This is a genomic window from Enterobacter cloacae complex sp. ECNIH7 (assembly GCF_002208095.1).
GTDB lineage: Bacteria > Pseudomonadota > Gammaproteobacteria > Enterobacterales > Enterobacteriaceae > Enterobacter > Enterobacter cloacae_M.
Map to the genome: position 1 here is coordinate 3,676,590 of NZ_CP017990.1, position 18,419 is coordinate 3,695,008.

Annotated in this window: 14 protein-coding genes; 4 read left to right on the top strand and 10 right to left on the bottom strand. The window is 59.2% G+C overall.

Going from position 1 to position 18,419, the window contains the following annotated elements:
* Window positions 1-110: 110 nt before the first annotated feature.
* Both pbpC and WM95_RS18045 read right to left on the bottom strand, forming a co-directional pair.
* Window positions 111-2,435 (bottom strand): peptidoglycan glycosyltransferase PbpC, encoded by a 2,325-nt coding sequence (pbpC, locus tag WM95_RS18040; RefSeq protein ID WP_063408281.1) that lies wholly within the window; start codon window positions 2,433-2,435, stop codon window positions 111-113.
* A 1-nt stretch (window position 2,436) separates the two neighbouring features.
* Window positions 2,437-7,389: an alpha-2-macroglobulin family protein gene (locus tag WM95_RS18045; protein WP_088544912.1), complete on the bottom strand. Its 4,953-nt coding sequence runs from the start codon at window positions 7,387-7,389 to the stop codon at window positions 2,437-2,439.
* A gap of 286 nt (window positions 7,390-7,675) precedes the next feature.
* Here WM95_RS18045 and WM95_RS18050 point away from each other — a divergent pair, with 286 nt between their 5' ends.
* The 4 genes from WM95_RS18050 to WM95_RS18065 all read left to right on the top strand — a co-directional run bounded on the left by WM95_RS18050 (window position 7,676) and on the right by WM95_RS18065 (window position 12,309).
* Entirely contained in the window at window positions 7,676-9,220 is a 1,545-nt protein-coding gene (locus WM95_RS18050) for a PTS transporter subunit EIIC (RefSeq protein ID WP_063408279.1), read from the top strand.
* A gap of 12 nt (window positions 9,221-9,232) precedes the next feature.
* Window positions 9,233-10,600, top strand: a complete 1,368-nt coding sequence (locus WM95_RS18055) for a 6-phospho-alpha-glucosidase (protein WP_088544913.1) — start codon at window positions 9,233-9,235, stop codon at window positions 10,598-10,600.
* Between the two features lie 90 nt (window positions 10,601-10,690).
* Entirely contained in the window at window positions 10,691-11,539 is an 849-nt protein-coding gene (gene sseA / locus WM95_RS18060; RefSeq protein WP_063408277.1) for a 3-mercaptopyruvate sulfurtransferase, read from the top strand.
* The gene (locus WM95_RS18065) at window positions 11,539-12,309 is read left to right on the top strand and encodes a MurR/RpiR family transcriptional regulator (protein ID WP_045399628.1); all 771 of its coding nucleotides are present in this window, start codon (window positions 11,539-11,541) and stop codon (window positions 12,307-12,309) included. The genes sseA and WM95_RS18065 overlap by 1 nt, the downstream gene beginning before the upstream one ends.
* Window positions 12,310-12,326: 17 nt before the next feature.
* On the opposite strand, the gene sseB is transcribed toward WM95_RS18065, so the two are convergent.
* From sseB to iscU, 8 genes are all read right to left on the bottom strand, one after another.
* Window positions 12,327-13,103: an enhanced serine sensitivity protein SseB gene (sseB, locus tag WM95_RS18070; RefSeq protein WP_023308822.1), complete on the bottom strand. Its 777-nt coding sequence runs from the start codon at window positions 13,101-13,103 to the stop codon at window positions 12,327-12,329.
* A gap of 110 nt (window positions 13,104-13,213) precedes the next feature.
* The gene (gene pepB, locus WM95_RS18075) at window positions 13,214-14,500 is read right to left on the bottom strand and encodes an aminopeptidase PepB (protein ID WP_023308823.1); all 1,287 of its coding nucleotides are present in this window, start codon (window positions 14,498-14,500) and stop codon (window positions 13,214-13,216) included.
* Window positions 14,501-14,680: 180 nt separating this feature from the next.
* Entirely contained in the window at window positions 14,681-14,881 is a 201-nt protein-coding gene (iscX, locus tag WM95_RS18080; protein ID WP_003860650.1) for a Fe-S cluster assembly protein IscX, read from the bottom strand.
* A 1-nt stretch (window position 14,882) separates the two neighbouring features.
* Window positions 14,883-15,218 carry an ISC system 2Fe-2S type ferredoxin gene (gene fdx, locus WM95_RS18085; protein WP_003860652.1) on the bottom strand — a complete coding sequence of 112 codons (336 nt, stop codon included), beginning with the start codon at window positions 15,216-15,218 and terminating at the stop codon, window positions 14,883-14,885.
* A gap of 1 nt (window position 15,219) precedes the next feature.
* Window positions 15,220-17,070 carry a Fe-S protein assembly chaperone HscA gene (gene hscA / locus WM95_RS18090; protein ID WP_023333038.1) on the bottom strand — a complete coding sequence of 617 codons (1,851 nt, stop codon included), beginning with the start codon at window positions 17,068-17,070 and terminating at the stop codon, window positions 15,220-15,222.
* A 14-nt stretch (window positions 17,071-17,084) separates the two neighbouring features.
* Window positions 17,085-17,600, bottom strand: a complete 516-nt coding sequence (gene hscB, locus WM95_RS18095) for a co-chaperone HscB (RefSeq protein ID WP_023308825.1) — start codon at window positions 17,598-17,600, stop codon at window positions 17,085-17,087.
* A 79-nt stretch (window positions 17,601-17,679) separates the two neighbouring features.
* Complete coding sequence (gene iscA / locus WM95_RS18100; RefSeq protein WP_003860659.1) at window positions 17,680-18,003, bottom strand: iron-sulfur cluster assembly protein IscA; 324 nt, start codon at window positions 18,001-18,003, stop codon at window positions 17,680-17,682.
* Between the two features lie 13 nt (window positions 18,004-18,016).
* On the bottom strand, window positions 18,017-18,403 hold the full coding sequence (iscU, locus tag WM95_RS18105) for a Fe-S cluster assembly scaffold IscU (RefSeq protein ID WP_003860661.1): 387 nt from the start codon (window positions 18,401-18,403) through the stop codon (window positions 18,017-18,019).
* Window positions 18,404-18,419: the final 16 nt, after the last annotated feature.

Below are 18,419 nucleotides of genomic sequence, written 5' to 3' on the forward strand. Positions count from 1 at the left end.
GTGGCGCGGATTATAATGAGCAATAGCGCCATTGCCTATGGATTCAGGTAACATTTTTTTAAAATAAGACGAGTTTTAGCAACAGCTCACATCTGAAAGCTGTTTTCAGATTACTGCAGCGAAAAATTCACCGTCGCGACCTGCCCGGTCTCATCCATAACGAATAACTGATAATCGCCAGATTTATCAAGCTGTAATGTGTAAACTCTTCCCTTCACATTCAGCGGTTCACCGTTCAAAAACCACCAGCGCTCACCGCTATTGCCGGTCGCCTGAAGCGGCAGCGAAACGCGGGATTCCCCCGGCAGACGTTTGATGACGGCCCCTTCACGCACGCCTGTCAGGATGAGTGGCGCAGGTGCGTCCTGCGACAGCGGAGGACAGGTGGTTGATGAAGGAGGGACCCGTACCGCGCGACGCTCGGTCGCCGGCAGCCACGGCTCCAGCGGCAGCGGCCAGACATCCAGGACTTTTTCAGTTGCATCAGGGCAATCTGCCGCCACGCGTTTACCCGTTGTATCCAGCCAGACCGGGAAACGAATGCCGCGTATCCCTTCCTGTTCGGGCAATAGCAGCGTGGGCGGTTCACTCCCTTCCAGCAACCAGGTCGACAGGCGACGCCGACAGTTTTCACTCCCTTCCGGCAGCGACTGGCCGCCCGGCCAGCAGATCACGCCCCGCCCGACGCTCTCCGGACGCGGGTCGCGCGGCAGGCGGGCCTCGTCTACCGATGAGCGTGACTGAAGCAGGTTATTCACCTGGTTTAATAGCGGAACCGCGCTGGCGAAACCAAACTGCCCCGCTACGGGCGTGCCGTCCGGTCGTCCTGTCCAGATGCCTATTACGTAGCGGGCATTAAGACCAATCGCCCAGGCATCACGGTAGCCGTAGCTGGTGCCGGTTTTCCACGCCAGCGGCGCGATTTGCGGTAGCGCATTATCCGGCAGCGGCTGCGCCTCGTTCGCCAGAATACGGCGAATAATCCACGCCGAGCCTTGCGACAGCAGCGGACGGTCAATGAGCGGATCGCCCGGCTGTAATCGCAGCCTTCCCGCCTTACCGTGTCGGGCAAAGGCGCTGTAGGCCGCTGTGATATCCGCCAGCCGGGCGCCTGCCCCGCCGAGGATCAGGGACAGATTCGGCTGCGCCCCCGCGGGCAGGATCAGCGGCAATCCCGCGTTGTTCAGCATCCCGGCAAAACGTTTTGGCCCGTAGGCTTCCAGTACCTGTACCGCGGGCAGGTTGAGGGAGCGCACCAGCGCTTCACTCATGCTGACCGGTCCGTGGAACCCACTGTCAAAATTCCCGGGGCGATAATCACCGGTTTTTCTGGGAACGTCCTGGAGCAGCGAGGCGGGATGGATCAGGCCATCGTCCAGCGCCATACCGTAAATAAAGGGCTTTAACACCGATCCCGGGGATCGGATCGCATTGACCATATCCACGTGGCTGAAACGCGTGTCATCGTTAATATCCACCGAGCCGACCCAGCCGCGCACTTTCATATCCGTATGATCCACGACGATCATCGCCAGCGAGCTGCGTGCCGGCAGGCGAGATTTCCAGTTCATCGCCAGCTCTTCCAGCTGCCGCTGTAGCCCGGCATCCAGCGTGGTGACAATTTTAGTGTCGCGGCTTTTGCCTAGCATCATGCGCGCAAAGAGCGGTGCCAGCTGCGGCATCTGCCGGGGCGCCAGCCATACCGATTCCTCCCGTGATTCTTTGACCTGCTTCGCAGACCAGACGCCCTGCGTGACCATGCGGTCGAGCACTTTGTTGCGCGCCGCTTCTGCCCGTTCAGGCCATCGGTCCGGACGCAAGCGGCTGGGTGCCTGCGGCAGTACCGCCAGCAGCGCCGCTTCGGAATAGCTGAGCTGCGACGGCGGTTTGCCGAGATAGGTCCAGCTTGCCGCTCCGACGCCCTGCAGCGTGCCGCCAAACGGAGCGCGGTTGAGATAGAGCGTGAGAATGTCTCGCTTGGAAAGATGCCACTCCAGCTGCATCGCCCGCCAGAGCTGACGAACTTTGCCGCCAAAGGTGCGCGGATGTGGGTCCAGCAGGCGTGCCACCTGCATTGTGAGCGTGCTTCCGCCAGAGACAACTTTGCCAGAACTGAGATCCTGCCAGGCAGCGCGCAGGACAGAAAGCGGGTTTACGCCAGGGTGATCCCAGAACCAGCGATCTTCATACTGGATCAGCGCCTCAAGGTAGCGGGGAGAGACCTCTTCAATGGTAACCGGGTAGCGCCAGATACCGTCGCTATCGGCAAAACGCCAGAGCGGCGTGCCCTTCTCATCCACCACCACCCGGGCGGGGTTAACCTCTTTCAGAGGCAACGGCCACAGGCGGTCGGCGGCGACAATCAGCCCCCATAAAACGAGAAGCGCTCCCGCCAGCCATAGCCAGCGGGAGCGTGTCAGACGTGCCATTCGCATATTACGGAACAACAATCAGCGGGCCGCTGGCCGCCCCCGTTGCCCGCCACTGCGGAACGTACATAGACTCCACCATCGGGACCGGCACCTGATAGGTTCCCGGCGTCACGGCGCGCGCCAGATAGACCAGCGTGACTGGCTGACCTTCATTTACCGGCACGGCGGCCACAAAGCGGTCGTCGCGGAATTCCATATGCTGAATGTCCGCCTGCTGCATCTGGCTGAGCAGGTTCTGTACTTCGCTACCGCTGTCCTGCAGGCTGGCGCTGCTGCTTGCCAGGTTCTGGTTTTCCAGCTCCAGACCCGCAGGGAGGAGATCCACCACCAGCGCATCCGGCACGTTCTGGCTGGCTTTAACTTCCAGCCACACCAGCACCAGCTCACCGCTCTTCAGGGAAGAGAGTGATTTAGTGCTGCCGTCGGTTGCCAGGATATGACGTTCAACCTGCAGCACGTTCGCGCTCGGCTGAGGCGCGTATTCCGGATAGCCGGTGCTGCCCAGACGCACCCACAGCGGAGTCGTGCCAGTATTGGTCACCTGCAGCGCGCCAAGCTGGTCGCCGCTCACGTTTTGTACCAGTGACTTATCGCCGCCAGATGCGGTCTCAGACAGAGAGGTTTTCGCCTGCCATGTACCGGACAAGGTTTGCAGCGAACGTCCGGCCAGGAACAGCGCATTGCTCTCCTGCGTTGACAGCCAGCGCTGGCTGAAGGCCTGTTCAGACAGAGCATTCAGCAGCGTATTCTGCGCATCCGGCAGCAGCTTGTACTCCTCCAGCAGGGAGAGCATCAGAGCGTTATCACGAAGCTGGCTGCCGTAATCGGCCATCCAGGTTTTGCTGTCGTTACGCGGCGTTTTGAGTGCCAGGTCCAGCGCCTGCTGGCTGCGCGGTGCATCGCCCATCAGTTTGAGCGCCATACCCAGCTGCATCAGCGGCAACCCGGAAGCCGCCTGCTCGTGGCGATCCCAGATTTCACGCAGCGCGCCCAGCGGCGCTTTTTGCTGACGTGCCAGCACCAGCGCGGCATAGGCCTGCACGGCGAACTTGCTGGCCTGAGTATCATCGCTGTAGCGAATGGACATCATTCCCGGATCCTGCAGGTAGCGCAGCAGGCGGTTATTGGCGTTATTCACCGCATCGGCAGGTACGCTGTAACCCTGCTCGCCCGCGCGCACCAGGAAGTCGGTCACGTAGGCCGTCAGCCAGTACTCTTCCGGGCCGTTTTTATCCCACAGCGCAAAACCACCGTCCTCACGCTGCATCTGCAGCAGGCGAGAGATGCCAATATCAATCGCCGCACGGCGCTTATCATCGGTGTCGCCTTTGATGCCAAGTGCAGTCAGCTGCGCCGCGTTGGTGTAGAGCGACGGGAACAGGCCACTGGTGGTCTGTTCCAGGCAGCCATACGGATACGCCTGCAGTTCGCGAATATAGCGCGCCAGGTTAAGCGGTGGTTTGCCGCTCAGCAGCAGCTGTCCCTGCAGGGTAGCAGGAGAGAAACCGTTACTGTGCTGCGCCGGTGCGGTCCAGGACTCGCCGGGATTCAGCATGGCACCGGTATTCACCGTCTGCGCCGGGAATGCCGGACGCACGCCGATTTTCCAGCTCTTCTGCTGCGGGGCGAAGGTCTCACCCGGGAGCTGCAGGCCAGTCACCTGAGCGATCACTTCACCGTCACCATAACCGTCCAGCGCACGCACCGGAATAAACAGGGTGTTGCGTGCGCCAGGAGACAGCTGAATCGGCTGCGGCTGCCCGCCTTCCAGCGACAGTTTTCCTGTCGCGGTCAGGGCGACGTTCAGCGTTTGCGGCTGGTCGGTGAGGTTAGTGATATCCAGCGTCAGCCGCGAGGTATCCCCGCTTGCCAGGAATCGCGGCGTATTAAGCTCGGCAATGACCGGCGCGGCCACCACAACCTTGCTTTCACTGCTGCCGAAATCGTCCTCCGTCCAGGCCTGCGCCATCAGACGCAGCTCACCGTTGAAGTCTCCTATCGGCAGCGCAACCGTGCCTTCTCCGTTGGTATCCAGCGTGACCGGCTGTGCCTGCTGGGCAATAATGGTGACGTGGTTCACCGGCGGTTTACCGCCGCGCTTAAGTTCATCACCGTCACCACCAAAGCGCAGCGCGGCAAGGCGGCCCTGCCCTTCGATGACCTGGCCGTAAATATCGTAGATATCCGCGCCGTAGCGCTTCTGACCAAAGAAAGCCTGCCACGGATCCGGCGTGACGTAATCGGTAATATTCAACACGCCGCTGTCTACCGCCGAGACCAGTACGTTAACCTTCTGCGGCACGGCACCCTCTTTCACGCTGGCTTTCACCTTCACCGAGAGCGTCTGATTTGGACGCATCTTCTGTGGGTTATCAAGCGCAATGTTCAGACGGCGATTTTCGTCGCCCATCGGCAGATGCAGCAGGCCGACCGCGCGTTTCGGCGTGGCGGATTTGGATTTATCACCCGGACGTACCACCAGCGTGCTGAGGTAAAGATCGTGACGTTTCCAGGCTTTGTCGACCGGGATAGCGAGATCAAGCCCGTTTGCCGGTACGTCGATCTCTTTCCACCACAGCGGCCCTTCGCTGGACTCAATCATCGCATAGCCCTTACCTGCTGCCGGCGCGGCAATGTGCAGGTTGATGGTATCGCCTGGCTGATAGGCTGGCTTATCCAGCTTCAGCGTCACGCGGTCAGGGCGTGCAGCCCCTGTGCCGTCGCTGTTATCCTGCCAGCTGTATCCCGCCCAGAAGCGTACGCTGCTGACCATCTCATCAGGCGCTTTCACCTCCAGACGATAAGAGCCCCACTCCACCGGGAAGGTGACTTTACCCGTCTCGTCGGCCTTGAGCGTCAGCTCCTGCTCGCCTTCAACCAGATCTTTCTGATCGAACTGAGACTGCCAGCCTTCGCTCTCTGACCAGTTCCAGAAGTAGTCCCGACGCTCGCGAATCAGGCGAACCTGTAACCCGGAAACGGCCTTTTTCGCTCCGCTGGCATCGGCGTAAACAATGTCGAAGCTGGCGTTACCGTTCTCGTCAACAATCGGCTGGTTGACGGTGGTATCGGTGCGGTAGTCGTAAACGGCTTTACTGGCGAACTGAGGGCGAATACCCGGCAGCTCAGCCGCTGGCCAGATGGCCTGCTCGGTGCGACGCGTCACCGGACGACCGCCCGACTCCAGCAGGCTGGCCTGCAGGATCAGCTGCAGCGGAGAGTGCACCTCTTTCCACTGGCTTTCGGTAGAAACCTGCCCACGCCCCTGCTCATCAAGCGTAAGCTGAACTTCATCCAGGCTGCGGCTCAGGTTCTCCTCGGCGATATCGCCAAACTGGAAGCCCGGCAGCGCAGCCACCGCGTCACGCAGCGGACGCAGGAAAAGCTGGCCCTGCAGGGAATTACCGTTGGCCGGTGCGCCATACAGGTAATAGCCCACCACGTTAAAGTCCACGTTATCCTGCGGTGAAACCGGCGATTTTTGTCCGCTCAGGTTCAGCGCCATACGCTCGGGCATGAAGTCTTCGACGTGGAAGTCCCACAGGCGCTGCAGGTTATCGCCCGTGTTGGCGCGGATATGCCACATACCGGTCTGCGCCCCGCTGTCCAGCGGATAGTTAAAGCGATAGAGCCCATTCTCTGGCTTGACGACAATCGTACGCGCGACCTGTCCATCCGGGCGCAGCACGTCAAGCTTCACGGGCTGATCGGGAAGCGGCTTACCGTCACTGTCGCGCAGCAGGCCGTTGAGGATCACTGTTTCACCCGGACGATAGAGATCGCGCGGGCCAAACATGAAGAATTGCTTGCTGTAGCCGGGGCTACCGGCAATATCGAACTCCGCCAGATCCAGCGCCGGAAGCTTGAGGTCAAGCAGCGTGGTCTGGCCGTCTTTGCTCGCCAGAATCAGCGCGGCTTCTTTGTCCGTTTCAAGCTTCGCATGACCGTCAGCGTCGCTCTTCGCCTCAGCGAGAGTCTGGCCTTTGTCGTTCAGCAGCGTGACGGTCACGCCGGACTGCGCCGCACCGTTTTCCAGACTCTGAGTGAAAATATCCAGGCGGTTATGGTAACGGTGAGCGGACAGACCAATATCGCTTAAGGTAAAGAGCGTTGCGGCGTTGCTGTAGTTGTAGTGCCCTGCCTGGTTCATGACCGCGATGTAAACGCCAGACTGCTGGAGCGGTTTAATATCCTTCAGGGGCAGCAGCAATTTTTCGCGCGTATTGCGTGCCGGATTAAGATCGAATCGACCGGTGTAAACCAGCTCCGCCATCTTCAGCAGGTTATTGGATTCCCAGTTGGTCAGCGAGTTACGGTACTCCCACTGGCTGACAAGGGAGGCCAGCGATTCCGGCTTCACGCGGTAAAAGTTGACATCGACATTGTTGACGTTGAGCGCCATCACCGGCAGACCTTCCACCACCTTACCCGGCAGCAGCGAGCCGCGGCTGGCAAAACCAACGGTGGGTTCAATGTCCCGGGTGGTCAGGGCTTTTTCATAATCAATGCCAAACGTCGCCTTGTTCAGCGCCTGCAGGTCACGTTCAACGGTGACGACCAGGTTACGGTTAGGCTCCAGATGGCGCAGGCGAAGCTCTTTCAGGTTAGGCGCAAGTTCCCACGCCCCGTCAACCTTGCCGCTTTTCTTATCCACGACATGCACCGTTTTGGTGAAATCCTGATCGGGATTTAGCGGAACAGAAAAGGTCAGCACCAGCGTGGCGGCACCGTCGAGCTGAACTTCAGAGGTATCCAGCAACGTCAGCGCTTTTCCCTGACTCTGGGCAGCCAGTTTAGCCAGCGTGTCAGCATTGGGCTTTTCCGCGGCTTTCGGTGTCGATGCGGTGGATGCCGCGGGAGCCGCAGCCTGGGGTTTATCGTCGCTGTTATCACAGCCGACAAGCGTAAACGTGGTAAGCAGCGCAAGAGAGAGCGCGGCTAAGCGAAACGGTTTCATCCTTTATCCCTGGCCCATGGAGCCTGTTGGTCGTCGTCCGGATAAGTATTATCCGCAAGTTTCATTAATTCAAAAAGGCCAATTTTAAAAACTGGAAAACGTCTCGCAGAATGGCATCACGTCGCTACGCCGTGATGGAACCGCGATCACAGCACATAACGTCACATGTTACCTTTCAAGTCATTTGTTTTTAAAACAAGAAGATAGCTGGCTAAGCTCGCCTGAAGGCTGCTAGTTTTATGACCATGACGCACCCCGAGTGCGCGGTTCAAAAAGAGAGAAAGCCATGAAACGAGCCGTGAACGCCCTACAAAATTTCGGAAAATCATTGTACGGACCGGTACTTATCTTACCGATCGTCGGTCTGTTTATCGCCTTTGGTAACGTGCTGGGTAACGGTAGTCTCGCTGAATACCTGCCGTTTCTGGGCCATCCGCTGATTCAGCATATTGGTCAGCTTATCGCGAAATCTGCCGTGTCGGTACTGGTCAACCTCGCGCTGGTGTTTGCCGTCGGTATCCCGATTGGTCTGGCGACGCGTGATAAAGGCTATGCCGCGCTGATTGGCCTGGTCACCTTTATCGTGTTCATCAACGCCATGAACGTCACGCTACAGCTGCAGGGCGCGCTGGCGCCAGCGGCCCAGATGAAAGCGGCCGGACAGACCATGGTGCTGGGCGTGCAGGTGCTGGAGATGGGCGTTTTTGCCGGGATCCTGACCGGTGCGCTCTCCGGATATCTGTACAACAAATACTCCGGCGTACAGTTTAACGGCGCGATGGCGATTTACTCCGGCCACTGTTTTGTCGCCATCGTCATGCTTCCGGTCTCCATGCTGCTCGGCGTGGTGATGAGTGAACTATGGCCCTTTGCCCAGCACGGCATTAGCGCCCTGGCGCTGGCCATCAAAGGTTCCGGGCCGTTTGGCGTGGCAATCTACGGTTTCCTGGAACGTATTCTGGTCCCCACCGGCCTGCACCGTCTGGTTTATACCCCATTCCTCTATACCGAGCTGGGCGGCACGCAGGAGGTGTGCGGCGCAAGCTATCAGGGCGCGCGCAATATCTATTTCGCCGAGATGGCCTGCCCGGACGTGAAGCAGCTCAGCAGCACCGTGGTGTGGGACGCCCGCGGCATCAGCAAGATGTTCGGCCTGCCTGCCGCAGCCCTGGCGATGTATATGACCGCAAAGCCGGAGCGTAAAGCCATTGCGAAAGCCATTCTGATCCCGGCGGCGCTGACCTCGCTGCTGGTCGGCGTAACCGAGCCGATTGAGTTCTCCTTCCTGTTCGTCGCCCCGCTGCTGTTCGTGGTGCACGCGGTGCTGACCGGCATCGGCATGATGCTGTTCTCGCTGCTGGGCGTTCACGCCATCGGCGCCAACGGGATTATCGACTTTATCCTCTATAACCTGCCCCTCGGCACGGAGAAGTCCAACTGGCCGATGTACCTCGTGGTCGGGCTGATCATGTTTGCCCTCTACTTCGTGGTGTTCCGCTTCCTGATCCTGCGCTTCAACATGAAAACGCCGGGCCGTGAGGATGACGATCGGGAGACGCGCCTCTACAGCAAGCAGGAGTACCAGGCGAAGGGCAATAACGACGGGCTGGGCGAATCCATCGTGACGGGTCTGGGCGGCAGGGAAAACATTGAGGTGGTGGACAACTGCTACACCCGCTTACGCGTCACGGTGAAGGACGTCGCCATTATCGACGAGCCGCGGCTCAAGGCGACCGGCGCGAAAGGGATTATCAAACAAGGTAACAACGTTCAGGTGGTCTACGGGCTGCACGTCAAAAAAATGCGAGAAGCCGTTGAGACGTTTCTCTGAAAGGAGCTAAAGATGTTTACACCCCCATTCATTCTGTCGATTGCCGGCGGCGGTAGCACCTACACGCCGGGCATTGTGAAAAGCCTGATGGTGCGCCTGCAGGATTTCCCGCTGGCTGAAATCCGCCTTTATGACATCGACGAGGCGCGCCAGAACACCATTGCGCCCGTCGTCGAAAAGGTCATTCGCGACCACAGCCAGAGCATCAAGTTCACCGTTACCAGTGACCCGGAAGTGGCGTTCAGCGGCGCGCATTTCGTCTTCGCCCAGATGCGCGTCGGCCAGTACAAGATGCGCGAACAGGATGAGAAGATCCCGCTGCGCCACGGCGTGGTCGGGCAGGAAACGTGCGGGCCCGGCGGCCTGGCGTACGGGCTGCGCACGATCCTGCCAATGGTGGAGCTTATCGATCTGGTCGATCGCTACGCGCACGAAAAAGCCTGGATCGTGAACTACTCCAACCCGGCGGCGATCGTCGCGGAGGGCGTGCGCCGGCTGCGTCCGGACGCGCGGGTTCTTAACATCTGCGATATGCCTGTGGCTGCAATGCGCAATATGGGGGCGATTCTGGGTGTCGATCGCCGCAGGCTGGAGGTGGACTACTTCGGCCTGAACCACTTCGGCTGGTTTACCCGCGTGCTGGTGGACGGCGAAGACAAGCTTCCCGAGCTGCGTAAACATATCGCGAAGTTTGGCCTGCTGACGGAAGACGCGGCCAAAACCGACCCGCAGCACTCGGATCCTTCGTGGGTAAAAACCTGGCGCAACATTAAGCCAATCATGGACAACTTCCCGGAGTATCTGCCGAACCCGTACCTGCAGTACTACCTGATGCCGAACCAGATTGTGGAGCATCAGAACCCGGACTATACCCGCGCCAATGAAGTCATGGACGGGCGCGAGAAAAAGCTATTCGCCGCAGCCGAAGAATATAAGCGCACCGGGATCCTGCCGGACGCCTTCCACGTGGGCGTGCACGGCGAGTTTATCGTCGATGTCGCCTGCTCGCTGGCCTTTAACCTGCGAAGCCGCCATCTGGTGATGGTGGAAAACCGCGGGGCGATTACCAACCTGCCTTACGATGCGGTGGTGGAAGTGCCCGCTTATATCACCTCCGAAGGCCCGGAACCGATTCGCGTCGGTCAGGTGCCGCTGTTCCATCAGACCCTTTTGCAACAGCAGCTCGCCTCTGAACAGCTGCTGGTTGAGGCGACAATCGAAGGAAGCTATGAGAAAGCCCTGCAGGCGTTCACCCTCAACCGCACCGTGCCGACCATGGAACACGCGAAGGCGATTCTGGATGAGATGATCGAGGCCAACCGCGACTACTGGCCTGCGCTGCAAAAAGCCTGGCAGGATGGCGAACCGGTGAAAAAATAGGGGCTTGCTCGCGAGTTGAACGTGGTTTGCTTGTCGGTGTCAGAAAAAACACCGACAATCCTTTTTTACGGAAAAGAATGGAGGCAACCCATGTCCACCTCATATTTTGTCGCCGCCGACTGGCTGATTGAGCACGGTGACGATCCGGAAGTTCAGATTATTGACGCGCGTATGGCCCCGGCCGGGCAGGAACACCTTCGCGATATGGTCGCGGAATACCGTGCCGGACATCTTCCTGGCGCGGTATTTTTTGATATCGAAGCCCTCTCCGATCGCAACTCTCCCCTGCCGCACATGCTGCCGCGCCCGGAAGCGTTTTCCGTGGCGATGCGCGAGCTGGGCGTCAGCAAAGACAAACACCTTGTTGTCTATGATGAAGGTAACCTCTTCTCCGCCCCGCGCGCGTGGTGGATGCTGAAGAACTTCGGCGTGGAAAAAGTCTCTATTCTGGCGGGCGGGCTGGCGGGCTGGAAGCGCGACGAGCTGCCGCTCCAGCAGGGTGACGTGACGCTTCCGGAAGGCGAGTTCGACGCCACGTTCGACGCGCACGTGGTAAAACGCCTGACCGACGTGCTGGTCGTGAGCCATGAAAAAACGGCGCAAATCGTCGATGCCCGTCCTGCTCCGCGCTTCAATGCCGAAGCGGATGAACCGCGTCCGGGGCTGAAGCGCGGACATATTCCGGGGGCGCTGAACGTGCAGTGGGGCGATCTGGTGTTTGAGGGAGAGCTGAAAACCACCGACGAGCTGCGCGCCATTTTTGACCGTGCCGGCGTTGATTTACACCGTCCGATTATTGCCAGCTGCGGCTCCGGCGTAACGGCCTGCGTGGTGATCCTGGCGCTCGCCACGCTTGGCGTAAACGACGTCACGCTTTACGACGGTGCCTGGAGCGAATGGGGTGCGCGGGACGATCTTCCTGTCGAACCCGCGAAATAATGGATAACCGCCTGGCCACGCTGTTAACGCGCGGTGCGTCGCTGACCCGCGCGGAGTATCGCGTCCTCGCCCACCTCACGGAGCACCCGATGCTGGTGGGCAACATCACGGTGCGAGAGCTGGCGCAGGCGACATTTGTTTCCACCGCCACCATCATGCGGCTGTGTCAGAAGCTGGGGTTTAGCGGCTTTAGCGAGTTTATCTGGCACTGCAAGCAATTGCTCTCCGACACGCCGCATATTGCCGCCCAGGCGCCCTCCCTTCCAGAACTCCCGGTGCTGTTTAATCAGTTTATCGCCAACTATCAGCACACCTTCCAGTGGGTCACGCAGGAGAAGCGCCAGCAATTTGCCGACCTGCTGCGCCAGAAAGAGAGCTTCTTTCTCTACGGGGCCGGTTTTTCCTATCTGTTTGCGGAGTACCTGACCAAGAAGCTGCAGGTGCTGGGCAAAACGGCGTTTATCTCCGGGCCGGGAGACAGCCGGAATATTTTCCTCAGCAACGCCTCACGCTATCAGGTGTTTATTGCCGTCTCGCGCAGCGGCGAAACGGAGCAGGTGCTGGATAAAGCGCGGATTGCCAAAAACGTCGGTATGACTATTGTCGCGTTTACCCGCGCCTCGGCCAATACGCTGGCGGGGATGGCGGACGTGCATTTTGCCCTCTATGACGAAGCGGTACACTTCGCCGCCGAAGCCGCGGGGGTGACGTCGTTTGAGTCGAATCTGGTGCTGCTGATGGATTTACTGCTGCTGGAAGCAACGGGGTGATATTCACCCCGCCGTAATCAGATGATGCGGTTGGTTTTGAGATCGCGCAGGAAGCCGCCCCAGCGACGCTCGTAGAACGGGGTGATGTGCTCGGTAATAAAGTGGCTGATGCCCTTTTCACCGTTCTTCACCTGGCAGATATCAATCGGCTCGTCGCCCGGCAGCGTGTCGGTCGCCACGCTTCCCGCCGCCTGAATGATGTCGTCGATATCGCCGTCCGCCTCAATACCAATCAGCAGCACCGGCTGCTCGTCCGCACGCTCTTTAATGGAGCAGAGAAACGCGCGTCTAACCGGTTTCAGGGTTTTGAACAGCGTCGTCAGGGAATCAATCATCTGCGCGGGCGGCTCGGCCACTTCAGACAGCAGCAGCGTTTCGCCCCCTTCCAGCACTTCCTGGGTGCTGAGCGGGTTGCCCTCTTCGCCTATCAGATGGCTGATTTCACGCGGCGTAAACTCTTTCCCGGTCGGCAGCTTCGCGTTAAGGAACAGCGTCTGGCCCAGCGTCATTTCAAACAGGGTACGCACCGGCATCACCACGAACGCCTGTTCGTCTTCTACCGCTTCCTGCAGAGCTTCCAGCGAGGTAAAGAACGGGATCACCGACGTGCCGTCGTCTTTCTCCCAGTGCAGCAAATCCAGCGCGCTGTCTTCTACAACCTGCTCACCTTCCGCCGCGGTTCCCGGCACCCAGACGGTGGATTCCAGCAGCGTGCGGAAAAATGCCGGACGGTGGGCGGGCTCGGTCGCCGCCTGCTCCAGCAGGGTTTCTAATTCGTTTTTGGTTTCGGACATAACAATTCCAGATGATGCATTTCCCCTCTCCCCGGCCCTCTTCCTCAAGGGATAGTGAGCAAACCATCCCCTCTCCCCTTGGGAGAGGGTTAGGGTGAGGGCAATAAAGATTACTCAGCCGTCAGCAGGTTCGCCACGGTACGCACGCCCAGACCGGTCGCGCCAGCGGACCACTGCTCAACCGCCGCTTTACGGTAGGTTGCGGAGCAGTCGATGTGCAGCCAGCCTTCGTGATAATTCTCAACGAAGTGGGACAGGAAGCCTGCCGCCGTGCTTGCACCCGCAGGGTACGCCGCGCTCGCGGTGTTGTTCAGCTCGGCAAAGTTGGACGGCAGCTGGCTGCGGTGGAACTCGGCCAGCGGCAGACGCCAGAACGGTTCGTTTTCGGCAGCGGCGCTTGCCAGCAGGCGAGCGGCCAGCTTGTCGTCAAAGCTGAACAGCGCGTGGTAGTCGTTGCCCAGGGCGGTTTTTGCCGCGCCGGTCAGGGTCGCCATGTCAATAATCAGCTCTGGCTTCTGCGCAGACGCGTCGATCAGGCCATCGGCCAGCACCAGGCGGCCTTCGGCGTCGGTGTTCATCACTTCGACGTTTTTGCCGTTGCGATAGCGAATAATGTCGCCCAGCTTGAAGGCGTTACCGCTCACCATGTTGTCCGCGCAGCACAGATACAGCTTCACGCGCTTGTTCAGACCGCGGGTGATGGCGAACGCCAGCGCGCCGGTGATAGTTGCCGCGCCGCCCATGTCGGACTTCATGGAGTCCATGAACGCGCTCTGCTTCAGGCTGTAGCCGCCGGTATCGAAGGTGATACCTTTACCCACCAGGCAGGCAAAGACCGGCGCCGCTTTATCGCCGGTTGGGTTGTAATCCAGCGCCAGCAGGACCGGAGGACGCTCAGAACCACGACCCACGGTGTGGATGCCCATGTAATTCTGCTCGCGCAGATCTTCACCTTTGGTAATGCGGTAGGACATCTTGTCGCCCGCCACGCCGCACAGCAGGTCAACCGCGCGCTGCGCCAGCTGCTCAGGACCAAGCTCTTCCGCCGGGGCGTTGATGGTGTCACGCACCCAGTCGATGATTTGCAGGCGGCTTTCCAGCTCTTTTTGACCGGCAGCGTCAAGGTTTGCCCACTCAATTTTGCGGGTGCCTTTCGGCCCTTTGTAGCCAGCCCAGAATGCCCAGCTGCGGTCGGTGTCCCAGCCTTCGCCTTCCAGGGACACATGCTTAATCCCCAGGCCGTCAATTTTACGCGCGGCGCGCTGGATCAGGCCCAAATCATCGTTGCCCGTCAGGTGCAGGGTAATGCCGTCGTTGTTGATGCTGTAGGTGGCTTTCTCGCCCCAGCGCGCATCGGCTGGCTGCGTAGAGAGCGTAATCTTCATCGCTTCGGTCATTTTATTTATCCTTATTAGCAAACGGGCCGCCTGAAGGCAGCCCATAGAGTCTCTTTCCACTAAATGATTCGCGTTGCAGGAAGGCGGTAAGCGAGTGAATCCCCGGGAGCAGAGATAACTCTGTGACCGGGGTGAACAAGCGCAGCCAACGCATCGGCAACGTGAAGCATGACGTGGAAATTATTCTGCTTCATCTAACCAGACTAACAGAATCGCCTCCAGAATTTTTTCATTGGATGCGTTTGGATCGTCGTCGAAATCCTCTAAATCGCAGATCCACTGATGCATGTCGGTGAATCGTACGGTCTTAGGATCGAGATCCGGGTTCGCATCGTAGAGCGCTTCGCCGATTTCACGGCTGTCTGTCCACTTAAGTCCCATATCAATGCTCGCGTGCGTGGTTGATGGTGTAGCGTGGGAATTCCACGACCAGATCTTCATCGGTCACCGCGGCCTGGCAGCTCAGGCGGCTGTCAGGCTCCAGACCCCATGCTTTATCCAGCATGTCGTCTTCGTCTTCGGTGCTCTCGGCGAGAGAGTCAAAACCTTCACGCACGATGCAGTGGCAGGTGGTGCAGGCACAGGATTTTTCACAGGCGTGTTCCACTTCGATACCTGCACGCAGGGCAACATCGAGAATGGTTTCACCGGTCTTCGCTTCCAGAACAGCGCCATCCGGACAGAGGTCCGCATGAGGCAAAATAACAATCTTTGGCATATTAAACCTCGTCCACGGACTGGCCTTTCAGCGCGACGCGGACAGATTTGTCCATGCGGCGAGCAGCAAAGTCCTGGGTTTGTTTATCAACGTTTTTAATGGCTTCTTCTATTGCGTCAGCGTCATTGCCTTCTGCTACTGCGCTTAAGCGCGCGGCAGCGTCGTCAATCACCTGGCGCTCAGCGGCGCTTAACAGCGCGGCATCGGCAGCGAGCGCGCCGTTCAGGCTCTCCAGCACGCGGGCGGCTTCAACTTTCTGTTCAGCCAGCATACGCGCCTTCACATCCTGCTCGGCGTAGCTCATTGAGTCCTGAATCATGGAGGCGATTTCGCCATCGGTCAGGCCGTAGGACGGCTTCACCTGGATGGACGATTCCACGCCGGTGGATTTTTCCATCGCCGTGACGCTCAGCAGACCGTCGGCATCCACCTGGAAGGTAACGCGAATATGCGCCCCGCCCGCAGGCAGCGCCGGGATGCCGCGCAGCGCAAAGCGCGCCAGAGAGCGGCAGTCCTGCACCAGCTCGCGCTCGCCCTGCATTACGTGGATGGACATCGCGGTCTGACCGTCTTTGAAGGTCGTGAACTCCTGCGCGCGCGCCACCGGAATAGTGGTGTTACGCGGGATCACTTTCTCTACCAGGCCGCCCATGGTTTCTAACCCGAGCGACAGCGGGATGACGTCCAGCAGCAGCATTTCGCTGTCCGGCTTGTTGCCGACCAGAATATCGGCCTGGATTGCGGCGCCCACGGCAACCACTTTGTCCGGATCGATGGAGGTCAGCGGCGTGCGGCCAAAGAATTCGCCCACGCGCTCGCGCACCAGCGGCACGCGGGTCGAACCGCCCACCATGACCACTTCCAGCACCTCGTTCGCCTCAACGCCCGCATCTTTCAGTGCGCGACGGCAGGCCAGCAGGGTGCGTTTCACCAGCGGGGCAATCAGATCGCTGAACTGGTCGCGGGCGATCTCTCCCTGCCAGCCCGCAACATTTACGGTAACCGTCTGCGCATCGCTAAGGGCGATTTTAGCGTCGATGGCCGCATCCAGCAGTTCACGCTGCACGCGCGCATCGCTGCGATCGCTGATGCCTGCCTGCTCGCGAATGTAATCCGCCAGCAGATGGTCGAAGTCATCGCCGCCCAGTGCGGAATCCCCGCCGGTCGCCAGCACTTCAAATACCCCGCGGCTTAAGCGCAGGATCGAGATATCAAAGGTACCGCCGCCGAGATCGTAAACCGCAATGACCCCTTCCTGACCGGAGTCGAGGCCGTAGGCAATCGCCGCCGCCGTCGGTTCGTTCAGCAGGCGCAGCACGTGCAGGCCCGCCAGACGCGCAGCGTCTTTGGTGCCCTGGCGCTGTGCATCGTCAAAATAGGCCGGAACGGTGATGACTACGCCGTCCAGATCGCCGCCGAGCGTCGCCGTAGCGCGCGCGGCCAGCGCTTTGAGGATGTCGGAGGAAACGCGAATCGGGTTCAGCAGACCGGCCGCGGTCGCAATCATCGGCAGGCCGTTTTCACTGGCCTGCAGCTGATACGGCAGATGCGGATAGCGGGTCTGAATATCGGCCAGCGAGCGGCCCATCATGCGCTTTACGGAGCTGATGGTGTTGGCCGGATCGCGCGCGGCGTTGGCGCGGGCGTCATAGCCGACCGCGTGACCCTGCTGCTGGTAGTGGACCACGGAAGGCAGCAGATGGCGGCCCTGCTCGTCGGCCAGCGTTTCCGCCTGGCCGCTGCGCACGGTCGCCACGAGGGAATTGGTGGTGCCCAGATCGATACCCACCGCCAGACGACGCTGGTGCGGTGCGGCACTTAAGCCAGGCTCACTAATTTGTAATAAGGCCATAATTGCTTCCGAAATTAAAAATCGAGCAGCTTTTCTTCGAGTTGTTCAGCACTGCTTCGCAGTTTATCGAGAAAACGGAGTTTGCGCACAGTGTCTGCCGCCGCGTCCCAGGTCTCGTTGTTCAGTTGCTCCACCATCTGCTGATGGCGGGTATCGAACATGCCCTTCACGCGCGTGATGAAGCTTTCCAGACGCGCTTCGTCTTTGGCCTGTTCAATCTCATCCAGCTCTTCGCGAAGCTCCAGCTGTTCCATCAGAAACGCGGTGTCGCGCACGGTATGCTGTTCGCTCGCCAGATCGAAACCGTGGAGCGAGAGCAGATATTCTGCACGCGCCAGCGGATGGCGCAGCGTCTGCCAGGCCTGGTTGATGGTCGCAGAGTGCGATACCGCAGCCAGCTGTTCTGCCTGAGTACCACTGGCGAATTTATCCGGATGATACTGACGCTGAAGATCCTGAAAACGGATCGTCAGCGCCTGGAGATCAATCGGGTATTGAACGGGTAGTCCGAAGAGAGTGAAATAATCCATAACAATCTCAGGGGTAGCCTGTTAGAACAAACCCCACGCGCAGCGGGTAAGCCACGGTGGGGTTTCGGATGACGCGCGGTTAAACGTGGAAGCTTTCGCCGCAACCACACTCGTCTTTGACGTTCGGGTTCGTGAATTTGAACCCTTCGTTCAGGCCTTCTTTAACGAAGTCCAGCTGAGTGCCGTTGAGGAATTGCAGGCTTTTGCCATCGACCACCACCTTCACGCCCTTGTCTTCAAACACGGTGTCGTCAGACGCCGGCTCGTCAACAAACTCCAGTACGTAAGCCATACCAGAACAGCCGGAGGTACGTACGCCCAGTCGCAGGCCAAAGCCTTTACCACGGTTCGCCAGAAAAGAGCTTACTCGCGCGGCAGCGCTGTCGCTAAGGGTAATCGACATACTCAAACCTCAATTATTTTGCTTCACGTTTGCTTTTATAGTCCGCAATGGCGGCTTTGATCGCGTCTTCTGCCAGAATTGAACAGTGAATTTTCACCGGTGGCAGTTCGAGTTCTTCAGCAATATCGGTGTTCTTGATTGCCTGTGCTTCGTCCAGGGACTTGCCCTTCACCCATTCGGTGACCAGGGAGCTGGACGCGATAGCAGAACCGCAGCCGTAGGTCTTGAAGCGCGCGTCTTCAATGATACCTTCATTGTTGACTTTAATCTGCAACTTCATCACGTCGCCACACGCCGGTGCGCCAACCATGCCGCTACCGACAGATTCGTCGCTGTTGTCAAAAGAGCCAACGTTGCGCGGGTTTTCGTAATGATCGATGACTTTTTCGCTGTATGCCATGATTGAATTCTCCTTA

Coding starts and splice junctions, on each gene's coding strand:
- pbpC (WP_063408281.1), bottom strand. CDS start 2,435: ATGCGAATGGCACGTCTGACACGCTCCCGCTGGCTATGGCTGGCGGGA.
- WM95_RS18045 (WP_088544912.1), bottom strand. CDS start 7,389: ATGAAACCGTTTCGCTTAGCCGCGCTCTCTCTTGCGCTGCTTACCACG.
- WM95_RS18050 (WP_063408279.1), top strand. CDS start 7,676: ATGAAACGAGCCGTGAACGCCCTACAAAATTTCGGAAAATCATTGTAC.
- WM95_RS18055 (WP_088544913.1), top strand. CDS start 9,233: ATGTTTACACCCCCATTCATTCTGTCGATTGCCGGCGGCGGTAGCACC.
- sseA (WP_063408277.1), top strand. CDS start 10,691: ATGTCCACCTCATATTTTGTCGCCGCCGACTGGCTGATTGAGCACGGT.
- WM95_RS18065 (WP_045399628.1), top strand. CDS start 11,539: ATGGATAACCGCCTGGCCACGCTGTTAACGCGCGGTGCGTCGCTGACC.
- sseB (WP_023308822.1), bottom strand. CDS start 13,103: ATGTCCGAAACCAAAAACGAATTAGAAACCCTGCTGGAGCAGGCGGCG.
- pepB (WP_023308823.1), bottom strand. CDS start 14,500: ATGACCGAAGCGATGAAGATTACGCTCTCTACGCAGCCAGCCGATGCG.
- iscX (WP_003860650.1), bottom strand. CDS start 14,881: ATGGGACTTAAGTGGACAGACAGCCGTGAAATCGGCGAAGCGCTCTAC.
- fdx (WP_003860652.1), bottom strand. CDS start 15,218: ATGCCAAAGATTGTTATTTTGCCTCATGCGGACCTCTGTCCGGATGGC.
- hscA (WP_023333038.1), bottom strand. CDS start 17,070: ATGGCCTTATTACAAATTAGTGAGCCTGGCTTAAGTGCCGCACCGCAC.
- hscB (WP_023308825.1), bottom strand. CDS start 17,600: ATGGATTATTTCACTCTCTTCGGACTACCCGTTCAATACCCGATTGAT.
- iscA (WP_003860659.1), bottom strand. CDS start 18,003: ATGTCGATTACCCTTAGCGACAGCGCTGCCGCGCGAGTAAGCTCTTTT.
- iscU (WP_003860661.1), bottom strand. CDS start 18,403: ATGGCATACAGCGAAAAAGTCATCGATCATTACGAAAACCCGCGCAAC.